The sequence below is a fragment of the Kitasatospora sp. NPDC086791 genome (assembly GCF_040685975.1).
Taxonomy (GTDB): domain Bacteria; phylum Actinomycetota; class Actinomycetes; order Streptomycetales; family Streptomycetaceae; genus Kitasatospora.
On the sequence record NZ_JBFBOC010000002.1, the window covers coordinates 176350 to 195707 of the forward strand.

General features: G+C 75.3%; 18 protein-coding genes. 12 read left to right on the forward strand and 6 right to left on the reverse strand.

Going from position 1 to position 19358, the window contains the following annotated elements:
• The first annotated feature begins 89 nt into the window (after positions 1-89).
• The 5 genes from AB0Q99_RS04760 (at position 90) to AB0Q99_RS04780 (ending at position 7632) form a co-directional block, all read left to right on the forward strand.
• Entirely contained in the window at positions 90-1025 is a 936-nt protein-coding gene (locus AB0Q99_RS04760) for an ABC transporter ATP-binding protein (RefSeq protein WP_363568500.1), read from the forward strand.
• Positions 1022-3547, forward strand: coding sequence for an FtsX-like permease family protein (locus AB0Q99_RS04765; protein WP_363568502.1), 2526 nt, complete (start codon positions 1022-1024; stop codon positions 3545-3547). Before AB0Q99_RS04760 ends, AB0Q99_RS04765 begins: the two co-directional genes overlap by 4 nt.
• A 469-nt stretch (positions 3548-4016) precedes the next feature.
• Positions 4017-4490: a hypothetical protein gene (locus tag AB0Q99_RS04770; RefSeq protein WP_363568504.1), complete on the forward strand. Its 474-nt coding sequence runs from the start codon at positions 4017-4019 to the stop codon at positions 4488-4490.
• Positions 4487-6082 (forward strand): multicopper oxidase domain-containing protein, encoded by a 1596-nt coding sequence (locus tag AB0Q99_RS04775; protein WP_363568506.1) that lies wholly within the window; start codon positions 4487-4489, stop codon positions 6080-6082. The genes AB0Q99_RS04770 and AB0Q99_RS04775 overlap by 4 nt, the downstream gene beginning before the upstream one ends.
• 191 nt (positions 6083-6273) lie before the next feature.
• On the forward strand, positions 6274-7632 hold the full coding sequence (locus AB0Q99_RS04780; protein ID WP_363568508.1) for a DUF2252 domain-containing protein: 1359 nt from the start codon (positions 6274-6276) through the stop codon (positions 7630-7632).
• Between the two features lie 63 nt (positions 7633-7695).
• Here the strand turns inward: AB0Q99_RS04780 and AB0Q99_RS04785 are convergent, their stop codons facing one another.
• On the reverse strand, positions 7696-8634 hold the full coding sequence (locus tag AB0Q99_RS04785) for an LLM class flavin-dependent oxidoreductase (RefSeq protein WP_363568510.1): 939 nt from the start codon (positions 8632-8634) through the stop codon (positions 7696-7698).
• A gap of 85 nt (positions 8635-8719) precedes the next feature.
• Between AB0Q99_RS04785 and AB0Q99_RS04790 the strand changes: the two genes are divergently transcribed.
• Positions 8720-9475 (forward strand): helix-turn-helix domain-containing protein, encoded by a 756-nt coding sequence (locus AB0Q99_RS04790; protein WP_363569248.1) that lies wholly within the window; start codon positions 8720-8722, stop codon positions 9473-9475.
• Here the strand turns inward: AB0Q99_RS04790 and AB0Q99_RS04795 are convergent.
• Positions 9454-9891 carry a hypothetical protein gene (locus AB0Q99_RS04795; protein ID WP_363568512.1) on the reverse strand — a complete coding sequence of 146 codons (438 nt, stop codon included), beginning with the start codon at positions 9889-9891 and terminating at the stop codon, positions 9454-9456. The two genes, AB0Q99_RS04790 and AB0Q99_RS04795, sit on opposite strands and share 22 nt — an antisense overlap.
• A gap of 350 nt (positions 9892-10241) precedes the next feature.
• Here AB0Q99_RS04795 and AB0Q99_RS04800 point away from each other — a divergent pair, with 350 nt between their 5' ends.
• The 3 genes from AB0Q99_RS04800 (at position 10242) to AB0Q99_RS04810 (ending at position 12521) form a co-directional block, all read left to right on the forward strand.
• The gene (locus AB0Q99_RS04800) at positions 10242-10832 is read left to right on the forward strand and encodes a GNAT family N-acetyltransferase (protein WP_363568514.1); all 591 of its coding nucleotides are present in this window, start codon (positions 10242-10244) and stop codon (positions 10830-10832) included.
• Positions 10829-11446, forward strand: a complete 618-nt coding sequence (locus tag AB0Q99_RS04805) for a hypothetical protein (protein WP_363568516.1) — start codon at positions 10829-10831, stop codon at positions 11444-11446. The genes AB0Q99_RS04800 and AB0Q99_RS04805 overlap by 4 nt, the downstream gene beginning before the upstream one ends.
• A gap of 154 nt (positions 11447-11600) precedes the next feature.
• Positions 11601-12521, forward strand: coding sequence for a hypothetical protein (locus AB0Q99_RS04810; RefSeq protein ID WP_363568518.1), 921 nt, complete (start codon positions 11601-11603; stop codon positions 12519-12521).
• 298 nt (positions 12522-12819) lie between these two features.
• Here AB0Q99_RS04810 and AB0Q99_RS04815 read toward each other — a convergent pair whose 3' ends face one another.
• Both AB0Q99_RS04815 and AB0Q99_RS04820 read right to left on the reverse strand, forming a co-directional pair.
• Positions 12820-13746 carry a diacylglycerol kinase gene (locus AB0Q99_RS04815; RefSeq protein ID WP_363568519.1) on the reverse strand — a complete coding sequence of 309 codons (927 nt, stop codon included), beginning with the start codon at positions 13744-13746 and terminating at the stop codon, positions 12820-12822.
• Positions 13743-15311, reverse strand: coding sequence for an FAD-binding oxidoreductase (locus AB0Q99_RS04820; RefSeq protein WP_363569249.1), 1569 nt, complete (start codon positions 15309-15311; stop codon positions 13743-13745). Before AB0Q99_RS04820 ends, AB0Q99_RS04815 begins: the two co-directional genes overlap by 4 nt.
• Positions 15312-15385: 74 nt before the next feature.
• Here AB0Q99_RS04820 and AB0Q99_RS04825 point away from each other — a divergent pair, with 74 nt between their 5' ends.
• Complete coding sequence (locus tag AB0Q99_RS04825) at positions 15386-16045, forward strand: TetR/AcrR family transcriptional regulator (RefSeq protein ID WP_363568521.1); 660 nt, start codon at positions 15386-15388, stop codon at positions 16043-16045.
• Positions 16042-17628 carry a glycerol-3-phosphate dehydrogenase/oxidase gene (locus AB0Q99_RS04830; RefSeq protein WP_363568523.1) on the forward strand — a complete coding sequence of 529 codons (1587 nt, stop codon included), beginning with the start codon at positions 16042-16044 and terminating at the stop codon, positions 17626-17628. The genes AB0Q99_RS04825 and AB0Q99_RS04830 overlap by 4 nt, the downstream gene beginning before the upstream one ends.
• Here AB0Q99_RS04830 and AB0Q99_RS04835 read toward each other — a convergent pair.
• Both AB0Q99_RS04835 and AB0Q99_RS04840 read right to left on the reverse strand, forming a co-directional pair.
• A complete protein-coding gene (locus AB0Q99_RS04835) occupies positions 17616-18083 on the reverse strand; it encodes a hypothetical protein (RefSeq protein WP_363568525.1) in 468 nt (155 codons plus the stop codon). The genes AB0Q99_RS04830 and AB0Q99_RS04835 overlap by 13 nt on opposite strands.
• 118 nt (positions 18084-18201) lie before the next feature.
• Positions 18202-18495 carry a hypothetical protein gene (locus AB0Q99_RS04840; RefSeq protein ID WP_363568527.1) on the reverse strand — a complete coding sequence of 98 codons (294 nt, stop codon included), beginning with the start codon at positions 18493-18495 and terminating at the stop codon, positions 18202-18204.
• Positions 18496-18757: 262 nt separating this feature from the next.
• On the opposite strand from AB0Q99_RS04840, the gene AB0Q99_RS04845 reads away from it, so the two are divergent.
• The gene (locus AB0Q99_RS04845) at positions 18758-19333 is read left to right on the forward strand and encodes a TerD family protein (protein WP_363568528.1); all 576 of its coding nucleotides are present in this window, start codon (positions 18758-18760) and stop codon (positions 19331-19333) included.
• The last annotated feature ends 25 nt before the right edge of the window (positions 19334-19358 follow it).

Sequence of the window (19358 nt, forward strand, 5' to 3'; positions counted from 1 at the left end):
CCGGTGGCCCCCATGGTTCGAGGGGCGCGGTCTTCCTAGCGTGGAGCACGTTGACGACGAGCGACGCAGAACCGAAGGAAGGCCCCTCCATGGCACGCCGCCCCGACCGCCGCAGGACCGACGAGCGCGCGAGCGACCCGTACGCCGCCGACGGGTACGCCGTCGACGGGTACGACGGTGACGGCGCCCGTTACGCCGCCGACCGTTACGCCGCCGACACCCACGCCGACGCGCACGACGGCGCCCGGTACGGCACCGGCCGGTACCCCGGACCGCAAACGGCCCCCGCGATCGAACTGCGCGGCGTGCGCCGCAGCTACGGGCGCGGCGAGGGCACGGTCCAGGCGCTGCGCGGGATCGACCTGGCGCTCGCCCCGGGCAGCTTCACGGCTGTGATGGGCCCCTCCGGCTCCGGCAAGTCCACCTTCCTGCAGTGTGCGGCGGGCCTGGACCGTCCGGACGCCGGCGAGATCCGGCTCGGCGGCGAGGAGATCACCGCGCTGAGCGAGAACCGGCTCACCAAGCTGCGCCGGAGCCGGATCGGCTTCGTCTTCCAGTCCTTCAACCTGCTGCCCTCGCTGAGCGTCGAGCAGAACGTGCTGCTGCCGCAGCGGCTCGCCGGGGAGCGCCAGGACCGGGCCCGGGCCCGGGAGCTGCTGGCCCGGGTCGGCCTCGGCGCGCACGCCCGGCGGCGGCCCGGCCAGCTCTCCGGCGGCCAGCAGCAGCGGGTCGCGATCGCCCGCGCGCTGATCACCCGCCCGGACGTGGTGTTCGCCGACGAGCCGACCGGCGCGCTGGACACCCGCACCGCGCACGAGGTGCTGGGACTGCTGCGACAGGCCGTGGACTCCCTCGGCGCGACCGTCGTGATGGTCACCCACGACCCGGTGGCCGCCTCCTTCGCCGACCGGGTGCTGTTCCTGGCCGGCGGCGCGATCGTGGACGACCTGCCGCACCCCACCCCGCAGGCCGTCGCCGACCGGATGGTCGCGCTCACCGCCCACCCGGTGGGAGCAGCGGCATGACGAACGGACTCGCGCGCGCCTCGGTGCGCTTCCGGCCCGCCTCCTTCGTGGGCACGCTGGTCGCCCTGCTGCTCGGCGCCGCCGTCGTGACGGCCTGCGGCGTGCTGCTGCAGACCGGTCTGACCGCGAGCCTCCAGCCCACCCGGTACGCCTCCGCGCCGGTGGTGGTCGCGGCCGAACAGGCGGTGAAGATCCAGCGGAAGGTCGGCCAGGACACCGAGACCCGGGAACAGGCCACCCCCGAGCAGGCCCGGACGGACGCCGCGCTGGTGGGCCGGCTGACCGCCCTGCCCGGGGTCGCGGCCGCCCGGCCGGACACCGCCTTCCCGCTCACCGCCGCGAGCGGCCTGCCGACCCTCACGGGCCGGGGTCACGCCGCCCTCGGCATCGCCGGACCGGCCGACAAGCTGGTCGAGGGCCGCGCACCCGGCGCGAACGAGGTGGTGCTCGACGCCGACACCGCGCGCGCCGCCCACCTCGCGCCCGGCGCGAGCGTCAAGCTCACCGCGCCCGGGGGCACCGCGGACTACCGGGTCTCCGGCCTCGCCGCCGCCCAGGCGACCGGCCCCACCGCCTGGTTCGCCGACGCCACCGCCGACCGCCTCTCCGGCCACCCCGGCCGGATCGACGCCATCGCCGTCCAGCCCCGCGAAGGCGTCACCGACGCCGCGCTCGCCCAGCAGGTCCGCCAAACCGTCGGTGGCGACGCGAAGGTCTTCTCGGGAGACGACCGGGGCTCCCTCGAACACCCCGAGCTCGGCGAGGCCCGGATGATGCTGATGGGCATCGGCGGCACCTTCGGCGGCTACGCCACCATGACCGCGATCTTCGTGGTGATGAGCACCGTCGCCCTCGCCACCGGCCAGCGCGCCCGCGAGTTCGCCCTGTTGCGCGCCATCGGCGCCACCCCGCGCCAGATCCGCCGCACCATCGCCGCCGAGGCGATGCTGGTCGCCCCGGTCGCCGCGGCGCTCGGCATCCTGCCCGGACTCGCCCTCGCCCGCTGGTGGTTCGGCCAGCTGACCGACCGCGGCGCCGTCCCCGAGGGCATCCGCCTCGACGTCGGCCCGCTGCCGATGCTCGCCGCCGTCCTCACCTGCACCCTCGCCGCGCTCACCGCCGGCTTCCTGGCCGCCCGCCGACCCGCCAGGCTGCGCGCCGGCCAGGCCCTGGGCGAGGCCGCCGTCGAGGCGCCCCGCCCGGGCAAGGTGCGCACCGTTGTCGGGCTGGTCTTCGTCGCGGGCGGCATCGCCGTCGCCGTCGTCGCCGCCGCCCTGGACGGCGCCAAGGCCGCCCAGACCGCGCTCGGCGTGGTCATGTGCTTCATGCTGGCCGTCGCCCTGCTCGGCCCCTGGGTGGCCCGGACCGCCGCCGCCGTGCTCGGCGCCCCGCTGCGGGCCGGCGGCGCCCCCGGCTCGCTCGCCGCCGACAACACCCGCGCCAACGCCCGCCGGCTCGCCTCCGCGATCACCCCGATCGTCCTCGTCACCGCCTTCTGCGGCACCCTGCTCATCCTGCAGAGCACCCTGCGCCACACCACCGGGGAGAACGTCCGTGCCGGCATCACCGCCGACCACGTGATCGGCGCCACCGGCCCCGGCCTGCTCGCCGGGACCGCCGCCCGGGCGGCCGAGGTGCCCGGAGTGGACACCGCCGTCGGCGTGCTGCGCACCGGCCTGGTCCTCGAAAGCGGTGGCGAGCTGAGCTCCGTCCCCGCGCTCGGCGTCGACGGCGACCCGGCCCGGCTGCCGAAGGTGCTCGACCTGGGCGTACGCAGCGGCGCGCTCGCCGACCTCGGCCGCGCCACCGACACCGTCGCCCTGAGCACCACCCTCGCCGCCGCCCTGGACGCCGAGGTCGGCGACCGCGTCCCGCTGCGGCTCGGCGACGGCACCGCCGTGCGGCCCCTCGTGGTCGCCGTGTACGACCGCGGGCTCGGCCTGGGCCAGGCGCTGCTGCCCCGGGCGGCCGTGGCCGCGCACGTCACCACCGGCTACGACAACCAGGTGCTGGTCGCCGACGTGCCGGGCGCCGACCGCACGGCCGTGGCCGCGGGGCTGGGTGCACTGGCCGGGACGAGCGTGACCGACCGGGCCGGGTTCGTCGCCCAGACCGACAAGGGCATGGAGCTCAGCGGCTGGGCCAACACCGTGATGGCCGGCGTGCTCGGCGGGTTCGCCGCCGTCAGCGCCGCCAACACCCTGGTGATGACGGTGCTCGACCGCCGCCGCGAGGTCGCGCTGCTGCGACTGGCCGGCACCACCCGGCGCCAGGTGCGCGGCATGATGCGCTGGGAGGCGCTGCTGGTGGCCGCCACCGGGCTGGTGGTCGGCGCGGTGATCGCCGGGATCACGCTGGTGCCGGTCACCCGGGGCGTCGCCAACGCCTCCCCGTACGTCCCGCCGATGCTCGCCCTGCCACTGGTCGCCGGAGCCGTGCTGCTCTGCCTCGGCGCGACCGGGCTGCCGGTCCGTGCCCTGCTGCGGACCCGGCCGGTGGCGCTGGCGGCGGCGCGGCAGTAGGCCGACGGGCGGGCGGTGCGAGGAGTTCATGAGGCGGTCCCGTGAGAGGAAGTCATGGGACCGCCGCCTCATGAGCGGGACTCATGGGGCCGCCCGGGAGAGGAGCTCATGGGACTTGCCATGAGTCCGCTTCATGGGGGTCGGACATGAGCCCGCCTCATGAGGTTCCCCGCGTTCCCCATGAGCCCGCCTCATGGGAATCCCCATGAGCCCGCCTCATCGAGACCGCCATGAGGCCACCTCATGAGGCACTCGGCGGGGAGCCGATGAGACACCCGGGAGCGAAGCTCATGACCATGCCCTTGAGGACCGCTCAAGGGCATCCCTCAATCGGGTGACAAAGGCGGGCCGAGCAGGCGCAATGGGGTTACGGGACGGCCCAAACACACTTATTGGAACTGATCGTGATGTCGGATCAGCTACGCTCTCGCCCGCCCCGCCCGACCGTCGAAGCAGAGAGTAGCCCGACATGAGCAGTCCCCCTGCCGCCTCCGTGCCCCGCTGGCCGCTGATCCTGCTGCGCACCACCGCCACCACCCTGGCCCTGCTGGCCCTGCTCCAGGTCATGCTGGCCGGGAGCTTCCTCAACGGCACCTACGAGTCCCTGAAGGACCACGAGGGCAACGCGATGACCCTGGCCACCGTCGTGGTGCTCCAGCTGGCGGTGGCCGTCGCGGTCCGCCGCCCCGGTCGGGGCCCGCTCTGGCCGCTGTGGACCACCCTCCTGCTCAACGTCGCGGTCGTCGGCCAGATCGCCGCCGGCTACGCCCGGGCGCTGGGCGTGCACGTCACCCTCGGCGTGCTGCTGGTCAGCGGCATCCTGTTCATCCTGGTCGGTGCCTGGCGGCTGCCGCTCCCCGCCCGGGCGGGGCTGCCCGAGGTGAGCCCGGACGGCAGCGGCCGGCTGCCGCGCCCCGGCGGTCCGGTGGAGGTGTCCAAGTGAACCGACGCCGGTTCCTGGGCATCGGCGCCTCCGTCCTCGGCGCGGGCGCGCTGGCCGCCGTCGCCGGTCCCTCGGTCGCCCAACTGCTCGCCGAGGGCCGCCCCGGGCGGCTGCTGAGCAGCGAGCTCGACCTGCCCGAGGCGTTCCGGGTCCCGCTGCCGGTGCCGGCCGTGCTGCAGCCGGTGCGCACCGACGGGACCACCGACTACTACGAGATCACCCAACAGGTCGCCCAGCTGGAGATCCTCCCCGGCGTGAAGACCGAGGCCTGGACGTACGGCGGCAGCTTCCCCGGGCCGACCCTGGTCACCCGCTCCGGGCGGGCGGCGGTGGTCAAGCACCGCAACGAGCTGCCGGTGCCGTCCGTCACCCACCTGCACGGCGGGCACACCCCGGCGGACAGCGACGGCTACCCGATCGACCTGCTGCTGCCCGTCGGGTCGTCGCCGGACGCCGCCCGGGGCGCGGGCGGCATGGCGGGCATGCCGGGGATGGCGGGCATGCCGGGCATGGGCCACGCGGCGGGCCGCACCGCCGTCGGCGAGCGCGACTACACCTATCCGGGCAAGCAGCGCGCCGCCACCCTCTGGTACCACGACCACCGGATGGGCTTCACCGGCCCCGGCGTCTGGCGCGGACTGGCCGGCTTCCACCTCGTCCAGGACGACGAGGAGGGCGCCCTGCCGCTGCCGCGCGGCGGGCGCGACCTGCCGCTGATGATCGCCGACCGGTCGTTCGCCGCCGACGGTTCCTTCCGCTACCCCTCCGTCGACCCCGCGCTCGGCGAGCCCGGCGTCACCGCCGCCTACGCCAACGGGGTGCTCGGCGACGTCATCCTGGTCAACGGCGCCCCCTGGCCCCGGCTGGACGTCGACCGCGCCCGCTACCGGCTGCGCCTGCTCAACGCCTCCAACGCCCGCCTCTACCGGCTCGCACTCGACCCGCAGCCCGCCGGCGGCGACGCCTTCGTCCAGATCGGCTCCGACGGCGGCCTGCTCGCCGCCCCGGTCACCCACGGCGGGATCGAGATCGCCCCCGCCGAACGCTTCGACGTCGTGGTCGACTTCTCCCGCTACGCGCCCGGCACCCAGGTGCGCCTGGTCAACCGGTTCGGCAGCGGCCGGACGACCGAGGTGATGCGGTTCGACGTCTCCTCGAACCAGGTGAACGACGACACGGCGGTGCCCGACAAGCTCGCCACCGTCGAGGCCCTGGACGCCTCCGCCGCCGTCACCACCCGCGACTTCACCTTCCGTCGCAACCGCAACGACGGCTGGACCATCAACGGCCGGCTGTACCAGCCCGGCCAGAGCATCGCCACGCCCGCCCTCGGCGCGGTCGAGCTCTGGCGCTTCTCGTCCGACCTGCACCACCCGGTGCACGTCCACCTGAACCACTTCCAGGTGATCGGCCGCAACGGCGCGGCCCCGGGCCCGTACGACGCGGGGTGGAAGGACACCGTGGACCTGCGCCCGGCCGAGGCGGTGGAGGTGCTGGTGCGCTTCACCGACTACACCGGCGCGTACATGCTGCACTGCCACAACCTGGAGCACGAGGACATGGCGATGATGGCGGACTTCACGGTGCGCTGAGCCGTCCCGCGCTGAGCCGTCCCGCGGTGAGCCGTCCCGCGGTGAGCCGTCCCGCCCCGGTTTCACCCGGACGGCCGAGTGCCGGAGGGCGCGCGCTGCGCCCTCCGGCACTCGTGTCCTAGCGTCGCGGAGAGGGCACCCGCGGCCTCCCCGCGCCGCGGGGAGGACCCGCCGACGGACGGAGCCGCCGCATGACCACTCCCGCCGAGCGCCGCCGCCGCGGCCGGGCAGCCCGCGACCGCGTCTCCCGCTCCGACCACGGCCGGTGGATCCCCGCCGCCGACCGGCCCGACCCGCTCGGCGTGCTGGAGCGGCAGGGCGAGGACCGGGTCGCCCGGCTGCTGCCGATCCGCTACGGACGGATGGCCGACAGCCCGTTCAGCTACCTGCGCGGCGCCGCCGCCGTGATGGCCGCCGACCTCGCCGCCGTCCCCGAAACCGGCCTCACCGTCCAACTCTGCGGCGACGCCCACCTGGTGAACTTCGGCGTGTACGCCTCGCCGGAACGCGCGCTGCTCTTCGACGTCAACGACTTCGACGAGACCTACCCCGGCCCCTTCGAGTGGGACGTCAAACGCCTCGCCGCCAGCGTCGCCGTCGCCGCCCGCGACAACGGTCTGGACGAGGAGCGCGTGCACCGCGCCGCCCGTACCGCCGTCACCGGCTACGCGACCGCGATGCGGCTGCTGGCGGGCATGGGCGAACTCGAAGCCTGGTACGCCCGGGTGGACACCGCGGACCTGCTGCCGCTGCTGACCAAGCCCGGCCAGCGCAAGCGCTTCGAGGCCGAACTCGCGCACGCCCGGCGCCGCACCAGCCTGCAGGCCTTCGGCAAGCTCACCGAGGAACGGGACGGGCAGCGGCGGATCATCAGCGCGCCGCCGCTGATCGAACCGCTGAAGAAGACCGACCTGCGCGGCGTCGGCAAGGTGTTCAGCGACTACCGGGCGACCCTCGCCGAGGACCGCCGGGTGCTGCTGGACCGCTACCGCTTCGTCGACGCGGCCACCAAGGTGGTCGGTGTCGGCAGCGTCGGCACCCGCTGCTTCATCGTCCTGCTCGAGGGCCGGGACGGCCAGGACCCGCTGTTCCTGCAGCTCAAGGAGGCCGGCCGGTCGGTACTGGAGGACCACCTGCCGCCGGCCCGGGCCGAGGCCGAGGTGGCCGCCCACCACGGCGGCCGGCGGGTGGTCACCGGCCAGCACCTGATGCAGGCCGCCAGCGACATCTTCCTCGGCTGGACCACCGGCCCCGCCGGGCGCCACTTCTACGGCCGCCAGCTGCGCGACATGAAGGGCTCGGCGGAGATCGGCGAGATGAGACCGTCCGGCCTGCGCGCCTACGCCGACCTCTGCGGCCGCACCCTGGCCCGCGCCCACGCCCGGAGCGGTGACCGCCTCGCCATCGCCGGCTACCTCGGCAGTGCGGACACCTTCGCGGACGCGGTGGCCGAGTTCGCGCTGCGGTACGCGGACCGGACGGTGGTGGACCACGGGGAGCTGGTGGCGGCCATCGCGGACGGCAGGATCACGGCGACCCGGGGCGTGTGAGCACCGGGCTCCGGTGGGCCCGAGCGGGCCCCGCGGACCGGAAGGTCACCGCGGACCGGAGGGTCACGGCGACCCGGGCGGCGCGAGCGCGGCCAGCCGCTCCAACTGGTCCCGCTGATCGTCCAGTTCGAGTGCACCGAGGCGGGCCACGACGTGCCGGGCACCGGCGGACGCGTAGCGGGCGAGCCGGGCGGCGACGTCGTCCGGTGTGCCGAGGGCGAAGGCCTGGATCCGCTCCGTCTCGGCCAACGGCAGGCCGTAGTTGGACCGGGTGTAGGCGTCCATGGTGCGGCGGGCGGCCTCGGCGTCGCGGTCGATCCGGACGTTGACGAACAGGGCGGGGGCGACGGCCTCCACCGGGCGTCCGGCCCGCTCGGCCGCTGCCCGGACGGCGGCGAGCCCGGTGGCGTAGCCCGCGGGGTCCGGCGGGTAGGGCAGCCAGCCGTCGTAGTGGCGGCCGGTGCGGTCCAGGGCCGCCGGGGTCGCGCCGCCGAGCCAGACCGGCGGCCCGTCGGCGCGGAACGGCGCGGTGGCGGGCGGGAGTTCGGCGAAGGAGTGGAACTCGCCGTGGAACTCCGTCGCCCCGGCCCAGAGCGCCCGCCACAGGGCGACCGTCTCGTCCAGCCTGGCGAAGCGGCGCTCCCACGGCACCTGGGACAGCTCGTGCAGCGGGCGGCCGAAGCGCCCCGGGAAGGCGGCGCCGACCGCGACCGTCAGCCGGCCGCCGGAGAGCTGGTCCACCGAGGCCAGGGTCTGCGCGGTCTGCACCGGGCGGCGCAGCACCGGCAGCAGGGCGCCGGTGCCCAGCCGGATCCGCTCCGTCACCGCGGCGGCGGCCGCCAGCATGGCGAGCGGTTCGATCCGCGGGCTCAGCAGCGAATCGTTGACGAACAGCGAGGAGAAGCCCGACTCCTCGCTGCGGCGGGCGAAGTCGAGCAACTCGCGGGAGCCGTGCGCGGCCCACTGCTCCTGGCCGGTGGGGAGGAAGACGCCGATGTCCATGGCGTCGATCCTGCGCGCCGCGCCGCCCGGGCTCAATTCCCCCGGGGGAATGGCGGACCGCGGCCGTCCGGGGTTGGCTGGTGGCGTGGACTTCCCCCGAGCGCTGCGTGCGCGCCGAACCAGCCGCCGGCTGAGCCAGCTCGACCTGGCCACCCGGGCGGGCACGACGCAGCGGCACCTGAGCTTCATCGAGTCCGGCCGCTCCGCGCCGGGCCGGGCCATGGTGGTCCGGCTCGCCGAGTCGCTGGACCTCCCCCTGCGGGACCGCAACGAGCTGCTGTTGGCGGCCGGTTACGCGCCCGTCTACCCGGAGACACCGCTGGACGGGCCGTCGCTGGCGCCGGTGCGGGAGGCGATCGGCCACATCCTGGCCGGCCACCTCCCGTACCCGGCACTGGTGGTGGACCGCAGGGGCGACGTGGTGGCCGCCAACGCCGCCGTGGACGTGATCACCGAGGGCGCCGACCCGCGGCTCGTCGGCCCCGGCACCAACGCCTACCGGCTCGCCCTGCACCCGGACGGCCTCGCCCCGCGCATCCTCAACTTCGCCGCCTGGGCCCGCCACATCGTCGAGCGCACCCGGCACCTCGGCGACCTGCAGCGGGAGTTGAGCTCGTACGTGCCCGAAGTGGAGCCGGGGGAGCAGCACGTGGGCTTCGCCGTCCCGCTGGAACTGCGCACCCGGCTCGGCGAGCTGCACCTGATGACGACGGTCACCACCTTCGCCACCGCCGTCGACGTCACGCTCGCGGAGCTGAAGTTGGAGGCCTTCCTGCCGGCGGACGCGGCGACCGCCGAGGCGTTGCGGGCGGCCGCCGGTCAGAGCCAGGGGAACTGGTAGTCGGCGGTGATCCGGCCGTCGGCGTCCAGGACGACGAACTCCTGCCCACCGCCGACCGGTTCGCCGCCGTCGACGGGCACCATCTCCCAGCCGAACCGGACGACGTCCCGCAGCCGTACGGCGTCCGGCCGGGCACGGAAGGTGAACCCGCCGGGCGCCACGAACTCCTCGTACGCGCGGGCGACCCGGAGCTCCAACTCCCGGTAGCCGCGGGCCTCCAGGACGGGCTCCGGGAACCCGACCCGCGCGGCCGCCTCGCGGGCCTCGACCGGCGGGTGCAGCAGGTGCACGCCGCCCTCGGCCCACAGCCGCTCGATCGCCTCCCGGCGGACGCCCGGGTCGGGCTCGGTCCACAACGCGGCGTAGCGGTCGGCGAGTTGCTGGGAACTGGGGGTGTCGGGCAGATCGGTGGCCATGATGGACTCCTCCGGTGGATCGCTCGGTGATCGCTCGGTCTCGGTGCGACCCATCCTCGGAGCGACCCCGCGGCCGGACAATTCCCGCCAGGGAATGGGCCGTACGCGCGTCGGCCGCGCGCGGCCATCGGTGAGTGCGGCCATCGGCGGGGGCGGGGATCGGCGGGCGGGACGGGGGGCTCGACCTCCTTCGTTCACCACCCACCGGGCGGCCGCCCGAGCGCCGCGTGGTCGAATGTCGCTTGCCCGGGCGGGCGGAGTGCCGTTGGGTTGGCGCCATGGACGAACCGCTGAACCAACCGCTGAACCAACCACTGAACGAGCCGCCGCACCGACCGCCGCACCGACCGATGACCGAACTGCGCACCGACCGCCTGCTGATCCGCCGCTGGCGGGAGTCCGACCTCGCCCCGTGGGCCGCGATGAACGCCGACCCGGAGGTCCGCGAGCACCTGGGCGACCCGCTCACCCGCGAACGCAGCGACGCCTCGGTGGCGCGCTTCGAGGCGGCGATCGAGCGGCGCGGGTACGGCTGGCTGGCCGTCGAGGTGCGCGGGAGCGGCGAGTTCGTCGGCTTCGTCGGCCTGGACGACATCGAGGAGACGGACCCGGTCGACGGCGTCGAGATCGGCTGGCGCCTGGCCCGAGCCGCCTGGGGCCACGGCTACGCCACCGAGGCCGCCCGCGCCGTCCTCGCGTACGGCTTCGACACCCTCGGCCTCCCCGAGGTCCTGGCCATCACCACGGCCGCCAACCGGCGCTCCCAGGCGGTGATGCGCCGGCTGGGCATGACCAGCGACCCCGCCGAGGACTTCGACGACCCCGCCGCCCCGGAGGGGCCGCTGCGCCGCAACGTCGTGTTCCGGCTGCGCCGGGAGGACCGGCCGTCCCAGGGTGACCGGGACGGGCGGTGGGGGCCGCCGGGAACGGGGGGTCGATGAGGTACCGGGGGAAGACCGCCGGCGTGCTGGCCGGCAGCGCCGTGCTGCCGCTGTTCGCCTGCGTGGTGGGCCGTTGGGAGTCGCGCAGCGGCGGGCGGCTGGTGGTGGCCGATGCCCTGAACCGGCCGGTTCCGATGATCGGGGCCACCGCCGTGCTCCTGCTGGCCGCGGTCTGCGTCCGCCGGCGGTGGGACGCCGTCGGCCGGGCCGCGGCCGGGATCGGCGCGTTGGTGCTGGTGGGGGTGTCGGGTCTCCTCCTCGTCCGGTCGGTCGTCGGGCCGGAGACCTGCCAGGAGACCAGGACGAGTTCTCCGGCACGGGCGGACCGGGTCCTGGTCGTGGCGCACTACGGCGACCCGGGAGCGGAGGCGGAGACCCGGCACCGGACGGTCAGCCTGGTGTCCGGCAGTGGCCTGTCGGCCCGCCGCTGGCACCTCCTGGACCTGGCCGAGGGGGCCCCGGGCCACGGAGCGTTCGTCTCGGCGGACTGGACCGACGACGGCCACGTCCGCATCACCACCGACACCGGTTTCCGCGCCTTCGCCATCGACCCCGCGACCGGTGAGCCGGCCCCCGCCGACAGCGCCGGTCGGCTGACGACCTTCCGGAACTGACGGCTTTCCGGGACTGACGACCTTCCGGAGCCGGCGGCACGGCCGGCGGCGCGGGTGTCCGGCGCCGAGGCGGGCGGGCCGGATCCGCGCGCACCGGGCCTGAACTGCGGGATCGGCCCGGGTGATTGTCAGTGGGGTGTGCGAGGGTGGCCCCATGTTGGCGATCACGGTGCAGACGAACGACGGGGAACGGCGCTCCAGGCCGAGCGCGGACGAGCTGGCGGGGCTGGTCCGGCGCATCGGCGCGGAGGACGACCGCTTCCTCGTCGTGGAGCGGGTGCCGGACCTGCCGGACGTGTTCGTCCAGGTGTGGCACGCCGACGGTGAGGACTACACGCTGGAGCACCGCGACGGCTCCGCCCAGCGGCACTTCGAGGTGCGGCTGGACGGGCCCGAACCGGTGGCTGCGGCGATGACGGCCTGGGCGCGCGGCGAGGCGGGCTGGGCCGACGGCCTTGGCTGGCAGCCGCTCGACATGGGCCCCGCACCGGAGCCCGTGCCGCCGCTGGAGCTGGGCGCGGACGAGCGGCGGGAGTTGGAGGACCGGCTGCGGCTGACCCTGGCCTGCGGCTACACCGACCGGGCCCGGCTCGCCGAGGAGGCCGAGGAGTACCTGGTGTCGGGCGGGCGCCGCCCGCTCTCGCGCGCCCAGGCCGAGCAACTCGCCGACCGGCTCTGGCTGGAGCGCGTGGGCGAGCAGAGCGGCTGGATCGGCGAGACCGACGCGGAACGCCTCGCCCGTGCCTTCGCCGCGCTGGACGCGAGCGGCATCACGGCCCGGGAGGACTTCACCTGTTGCCGCTCCTGCGGCGAAGCCGAGATCGGCGCGGCCGGCGCCCCGGACGCCCGCGGCTTCGTCTACTTCCACTCGCAGTGCACGGAGTCCGCCGCCGCCGGTCACGGTCTCTCCCTTCTCTACGGCGGCTTCGACGGCTCCCCGTCGACCACCACCGCCATCGGCCACGAAGTGGTCGCCGCCCTCACCGCCGCCGGTCTGCCCGCGGTCTGGAACGGTGACCCGTCGCACGCGATCGAGATACGCCCGCTGCTCTGGCGCCGCCGCCTGGGCGGGTGATCACGCCTGAACTGCCGTGCGCTTCCGGCCGATGGCGTCGTCGGAGCGGCGACGCCTGCTGGCTGCCGCCGACGGCGGGGGCGGGTCGGGAACGATGCGGGGAGATGAGGCCGGGCAATGAGGTCGTGGAATGAGTCCGGGAAATGAGTGATGACGTTCTGTCGGTGATTCCGACGGACCCGTACTGGAAGCCGGGGCGGGCGGCGGTCGCACGGCCCGTCCGTTCCCCCGCCCCGCCCCGCCCTCGCCCCCGCCGCTGACCGGTGCCGCGGGTCCGCCGGACCGCGGCATCGGCTCGTCACGGCACCAGCAGGCGCAGGGCCCCCTTCTCCACCGTGACCTCGACCGGCAGCGGCGCGATGAACTCGCCGTCGGCGTAGGCGGTGATGCCGGGGGATTCGATGCGCAGGGATGCCGTGCGCAGGGTGGTGACCTCGGGGCGGGTGGTGTGGGTGCCCTTGAAGAGGGTGGGGAAGAAGCGGGCGATGCGCAGCCGGGGCATGGCGTCGACGAGGGTGACGTCGAGCAGGCCGTCCTCCGGGAGGGCGTCCGGGCACATCAGCATGCCGCCGCCGTAGCTGCGGGTGTTGCCGACGGCGGCGAGGGTGAGGTCGCGTGCGATGACGGTGCCGTCGGCGAGGGTGATCCGGAACGGCAGTGGGCGCAGGTTGGCGAACTCGATGAGGATGGCGAGGTTGTAGCGCATCCGGCCGCGCGGCCAGCGCAGGCGGTTGGTGCGGTCGCTGACCAGGGAGTCGAAGCCGGTGGCGAGGATGGAGCCGTACCAGCGGACCGAGCCGTCCGGGCCGGTGACCCGGCCGAGGTCGACGGTGCGGACCCGGCCGGCGGCGATGACCTCGGCGGCGGCCTCGGGGGCGTCGAGCGGGAGGCCGTAGGCGCGGGCGTGGTCGTTGCCGGTGCCGGCCGGCACCACGCCGAGCGGGACGGTGGTGCCGGCAAGGGCCTGCAGGGCGAGGTTGATCATGCCGTCGCCGCCGACGACGGCCACCGCGTCGACGCCGTCCGCGACCGCCTCGCGGGCGAGCCGGACGGCGTCCTCGGCGGAGCGCCCGGCCTGTGGTTCGGCGTCGACGCCGAGGGCGCGCAGGCGGGCGACGGCCCGCTCCGCGGCGGGGCCGGCGTGGCCGGCCCCCGCCGCCGGGTTGGTGAGAACGGCGACCCTGCGGACGGTTCTCGGGCCGGGCGCCCCATGAGCCCGGCTCATGGGATCAGCTTGCCCGGGTTGAGGATGCCGGCCGGGTCGAGTTCGGCCTTGACGGCGCGCAGGATGCGCACGCCCAGGTCGCCGATCTCGTCGGTCATCCAGGGCCGGTGGTCGGCGCCGACCGCGTGGTGGTGGGTGATGGTGCCGCCCGCGCCGACGATGGCGTCCCCGGCGGCGCGCTTGGCGGCGCCCCAGCGGGTGAGCGGGTCCTCGCCGAGGGCGGCGACGACGGTGAAGTAGAGCGAGGCGCCGGTCGGGTAGACGTGCGAGATGTGGCAGAGCACGAGCGCGCCGGGCAGGGCGGCGGTCAGCGCCTCGGTGACGGCGGTCCGCAGGGCCGGGAGTCGGCTCCACCCGGCGGCCGTCTCCAGGGTCTCGCACAGGGCGCCGGCGCGGAGCAGCGAGTCGCGCAGGTAGGGCGCGTTGAACCGGCCGTGCTCCCAGGCCCGGGCGGGGGCCTCGCCGAGCGAGGTGGCGCCGGCGGCGAGCAGCACCTCGCGGGTCGCGCGGTGCCGGGCGGCGACCTGTTCGGCGCTGCCCTCGAAGACGGTGACGGCCAGGCAGCCGGTGACCGCCGGGGCGCCGCCGATCTGCTCGGTCATGGCGAGGTTGACCATGGTCTCGGCCTCGTCGGAGAGCCGGATCACGGTCGGGCCGGTGCCCTGCTGCTCGACGGCGCGCAGCGCCGCCGTACCGGTGGCGAAGTCGGGGAAGCTCCACGCCTCGTACGCCTTGACGGCGGGCAGCCGGTGGACGCGGAGCCGGACGGCGGTGATCACGCCGAGGGTGCCCTCGGAGCCCAGGAAGAGCTGGCGCAGGTCGGGGCCTGCGGCGGAGGCGGGGGCGCGCCCGAGGTCGAGCACGCCGGCGGGGGTGACCACCCGCAGGCCGCGCACCATCTCGTCGAAGCGCCCGTACCCGGCGGAGTCCTGGCCGGAGGAGCGGGTGGCCGCGAAGCCGCCGATGGTGGCGTAGCGGAAGCTCTGCGGGTAGTGGCCGAGCTCCCAGCCGCGGTCGGCGAGCAGCGCCTCGGCGGCCGGGCCGGTGAGGCCGGCGCCGAGGACGGCCTCGCCGGAGGTCTCGTCCAGGTCGAGCAGCCGGTCGAACCGGCGCAGGTCGAGCGAGACGACGGCGCGCAGGCCGCCGCGCTCGGGGTCGAGGCCGCCGACGACGCTGGTGCCGCCGCCGAACGGCACGACGGCGATGCGGCGTTCGGCGCACACCGCGAGGACGGCGGCGACCTCCTGCTCGTTGCCGGGCAGCACCACGGCGTCGGGCGCGTCCTGCGGCTCGCGGCTGCGGCGGCGCAGCAGGTCGGGGGTGGACTTGCCGCCGGCGCGCGGCAGGCGGTCGGCGTCGGCGGCGCTGACGTGGGCCTCGCCGACGGCGGCGGCGAGCGCCTCGACGTCCTCGGCGGAGATCCGGGAGGGGCGCAGTGCGACCTCGTCGGCGTCCGGTCCGGGGGCGGCGTCGCCGGTGACGCCGAGGGCGGCGGCGAGCAGTCCCTTGATGTCGGCGGACAGCTCCTTGGCCAGGGCCGGGTCGCCCCAGGCGTCCCACTTCATCGGGGGGAGCGGAAGTGCGGCGCCGGCCGGTCCCGCTTGCGTCTCAGGTGCCATGCGTTACAGTTTCACACATCATGTCAAGTAGTAACGTCGAGCCGACGACAGCAGCCGAGCAGCCCGAGCGGTCTGAGCAGCCCGCGGAGCGGGAGCAGCCCGCGAAGCCCGCGCCCGGGCCCCGCAGCACCGACGACGCGATCCTGGACGCCGCCGCCGACCTGCTCGTCCACCTCGGCGTGCGCCGCACCCAGCTGGCCGAGATCGCGCGCCGCGCCGGGGTCAGCCGCCCGACCGTCTACCGGCGCTGGCCGGACGTCCGGGCGGTGATCGGCGCGCTGCTCACCCGGGAGATCCTGGCCACCCTGGAGGGCACCGCGCTGGACGTCCAGGACCGGGAGACCTTCGTGGAGCGGGTCGTCGAGGTCTCCGTCCGGCTGCGCGACCACCCGGTGCTCGGCGCGCTGCTCCGCTCCGACGACTCCGACCTGCTGCTGGAGTACGTGGTCGAGCGGCTCGGCGCCAGCCAGCGCGGCCTGCTGGAAGCCCTGCGCACCGGCATCGAGCGGGGCCAGGCGCACGGCTCGATCCGCGCCGGGGAGCCGCTCGAACTGGCCGCCATGGTCCTGCTGATCGCCCAGTCCACCGTCCAGTCGCACCGCATGGTCGCCGCCCTGCTCCCCGAGGCGGCCTGGCGGCGCGAACTGGCCAGAGCGCTGAACGGATACCTCGCACCATGACGACGCCCGCCGTCGGCCCCTTCGCGGGGACGAGCCGACTCAACGCCGTACGCCGCACGCTGGAGCTCGAAGCGCTCGGCGACGCCCCGCACGTCGACCTGCTGGTGATCGGCGGCGGTGTCACCGGCGCCGGGGTCGCCCTGGACGCCGCCTCGCGCGGCCTGCGCACGGTCCTGGTCGAGTCCCGCGACCTGGCCTTCGGCACCAGCCGCTGGAGCTCCAAGCTGGTCCACGGCGGGCTGCGCTACCTCGCCTCCGGCCGGATCAAGGTGGCCCGGGAGAGCGCGGTCGAGCGCGGCGTGCTGATGACCCGCACCGCCCCGCACCTGATCCGCGCACTGCCCCAACTGGTGCCGCTGCTCCCGGACCTGCTGCGCCCCGGGCAGGGCGCGCTGATCCGCGCGGGCTTCCACGCCGGGGACGCGCTGCGGGTCAGCGCCGGCACGCCCGGCGCGCTGCTGCCCCGGATGCGCCGGATCGACGCCGCCCGCACCCGGCGGCTGGTGCCGGGCGTGCGCACCGCGGGCCTGCGCGGCGCGCTGGTCGCGCACGACGGCCAACTCGTGGACGACGCACGGCTGGTGGTCGCCCTGGCCCGGACCGCCGCGCAGTACGGCGCGAGCGTGCTGACCAGGGTCCGGGCCGAGGAGGTGACCGGCGGCTCCGCGCGGCTGGTCGACACCCTCACCGGGCGGGAACTGGCCGTCCGGGCGAGCGCGGTGGTCAACGCCACCGGCGTCTGGGCGGGTGAGGTGGACACCTCGATCACGCTGCGCCCCAGCCGCGGCACCCACGTCCTGGTGGACGCGGGGATGCTGGGGAACCCGACCGCCGCCCTCACCGTGCCGGTGCCCGGCTCGACCAGCCGCTTCGTGTTCGCCCTGCCGCAGCAGCTCGGCCGGGTCGCGATCGGACTGACCGACGAGGACGCCCCGGGCCCGATCCCGGACGAGCCGCAGCCCACCGAGGCCGAGCTGACCTTCCTCCTCGACACCGTCAATGCCGCGCTCGCCACCGCGCTGACCAGGGCCGACGTGCGCGGCGCCTACGCCGGGCTGCGCCCGCTGATCGACACCGGGGGCGGCAGCACCGCCGACATCTCGCGCGAGCACGCGGTGCTGGAGTCCCCGTCCGGGGTGGTCACCGTGGTCGGCGGCAAGCTCACCACCTACCGCCGGATGGCCGAGGACGCGGTGGACGCCGCCGTCCGGCTGCGCCGACTGCCCGCCCGTACCTGCTGGACGGCCCGGCTGCCGCTGGTCGGCGCCCCCGGCCACCGGGACAGCCGTCCGCTGCCCGCGCGGGGGGTGCCCGCCTCGCTGCTCGCCCGGCACGGCGGCGCCGCCCACGAGGTGCTGGCGGCGGGGGTGTCGGTCGGGGAGCCGGCGGCGGGCGGGTTGGCGCCGGTGGCCGAAGGGCTGGACGTGACGCGCGCCGAGATCGCGTACGCCGTCACCCACGAGGGCGCGCTGGACGTCGCCGACGTCCTCGACCGCCGGACCCGGCTCGGGCTGGTCGCGCAGGACGCGGAGCGGGCGCGGAAGGCGGTCGAGGCGATCCTGGCGGAGGGTCAGGAGGGCTGATCGGCCCGGGGGAAGGGCGCCAGGTCCGGCTCGACCCAGGTGGTCCGGGCCCGTTCGCCCGCCAGCGCTCCGGGCCGGTAGTGCCGGGTGAGCAGTTCCTTGTCGAGCAGGTCGGGGTGGCGGGCGGCGAACTCCTCGAAGCCGTCGTGCTCCGCCGAGCCGTCGTGCTCCCCGGAGTCCGCGGACTCCTCGACGTCCGGTGCGGCGTCGACGTGGTGGGCCACCAGCTCGACCCAGGCCCGGGTCACGGTGACGTGGAACCTCTGCGGTGCGCCGGCCGCGGTGGCGGTGCGCCGGATGCCGTCGCCGATCAGGTCGAGGGCGGCGGCGGCACCGTGCCGGCGCACGGCGAGCCAGGTGAGGCGGACGTGCTGGCGGTGGCCGAAGCGCTCGGCGCCGGTCATCGCCTCCCGCAGCAGGCGGTCGAAGGTGTCGGGGGTCGTGGGGGAGGTCATGCGCAGGCTCTCGTCGCGGGGAGTGGGGGAGCGGCAGGGGGAGGTGCAGCGGTGGGACGCGGACGGGAGATCGTAGGGTTCCACCGTATTCCCGGGCGAACCGCACCGGCGGTCGGCCTCAGCGGGCGGTGTTCTCCGGCATCGGGTGGGTGGTGCCGGCGAAGTCGAGGACGCAGGAGAGCGGATGCTCGGCCGTGCCGGTGCGGTCCAGGGTGACCGCGAGCGGCCGGGGCGGTTCCTCGGCGAGTCGGGCGCCGAGGGTCAGCGGGTAGCTGCCGTGCCCGTGGACGCGGTGGAAGGCGCACTCCTTGCCGTCCACCAGCAGTTCGGTCTCGGTGATCCAGCCGGAGCGGACGTTGACGGTCACGGAGTGTCCGCCCTGGTCGACGTGGAAGCTGTACCGCTGGCGCATGGCAGACCTCCCGCGAGGGCGCCGCAATCGGGGGGAACCGGGACATCGGAGGATCCGTCGCCAGTGTAGGTCGGCGCCTCCGCCCCGGCGCCCCGGCCGGTCCGCGCCCTTGCCGATCGCCGGACCGCCGCGATCGGTTCCCGTCGGAGCCCCTGAAAGGGCCCCGGAGAAATTCCCGGGGTGGTACCGGCCTTCAGGCGGATTCTCGTGATCTCTACAGTGTTGTAGATTCGTCCGCAGGGAGAGATCCGAGGAGGGCATTGTGGGAGTTTCGCTGGCCAAGGGCGGCAACGTCTCGCTGAGCAAGGAGGCGCCCGGTCTGAGCGCCGTGATCGTGGGTCTCGGCTGGGACGTGCGCACCACCACCGGGGCCGACTACGACCTGGACGCCAGTGCGCTGCTGTGCAACGCGCTCGGCAAGGTGATCTCGGACCAGCACTTCGTGTTCTTCAACAACCTTCGCAGCCCCGAGGGTTCGGTCGAGCACAGTGGTGACAACCTGACCGGTGGCGGTGCCGGCGACGACGAGCAGATCAAGGTCGACCTGGACCGGGTGCCGGCCGACGTGGCCAAGGTGGTCTTCCCGGTGTCGATCTACGACGCCGACGCCCGGCTGCAGAACTTCGGCCAGGTCCGCAACGCGTTCATCCGGATCGTCAACCAGGCCAACGGCCAGGAGATCGCGCGCTACGACCTGAGCGAGGACGCCTCGACCGAGACCGCGATGGTCTTCGGCGAGCTGTACCGCAACGGCGCCGAGTGGAAGTTCCGCGCCATCGGCCAGGGTTACGCCTCCGGCCTGCGCGGCATCGCGACCGACTACGGCGTCAACGTCTGATCCCCGGCGCCCGGTCGCGGTAGGC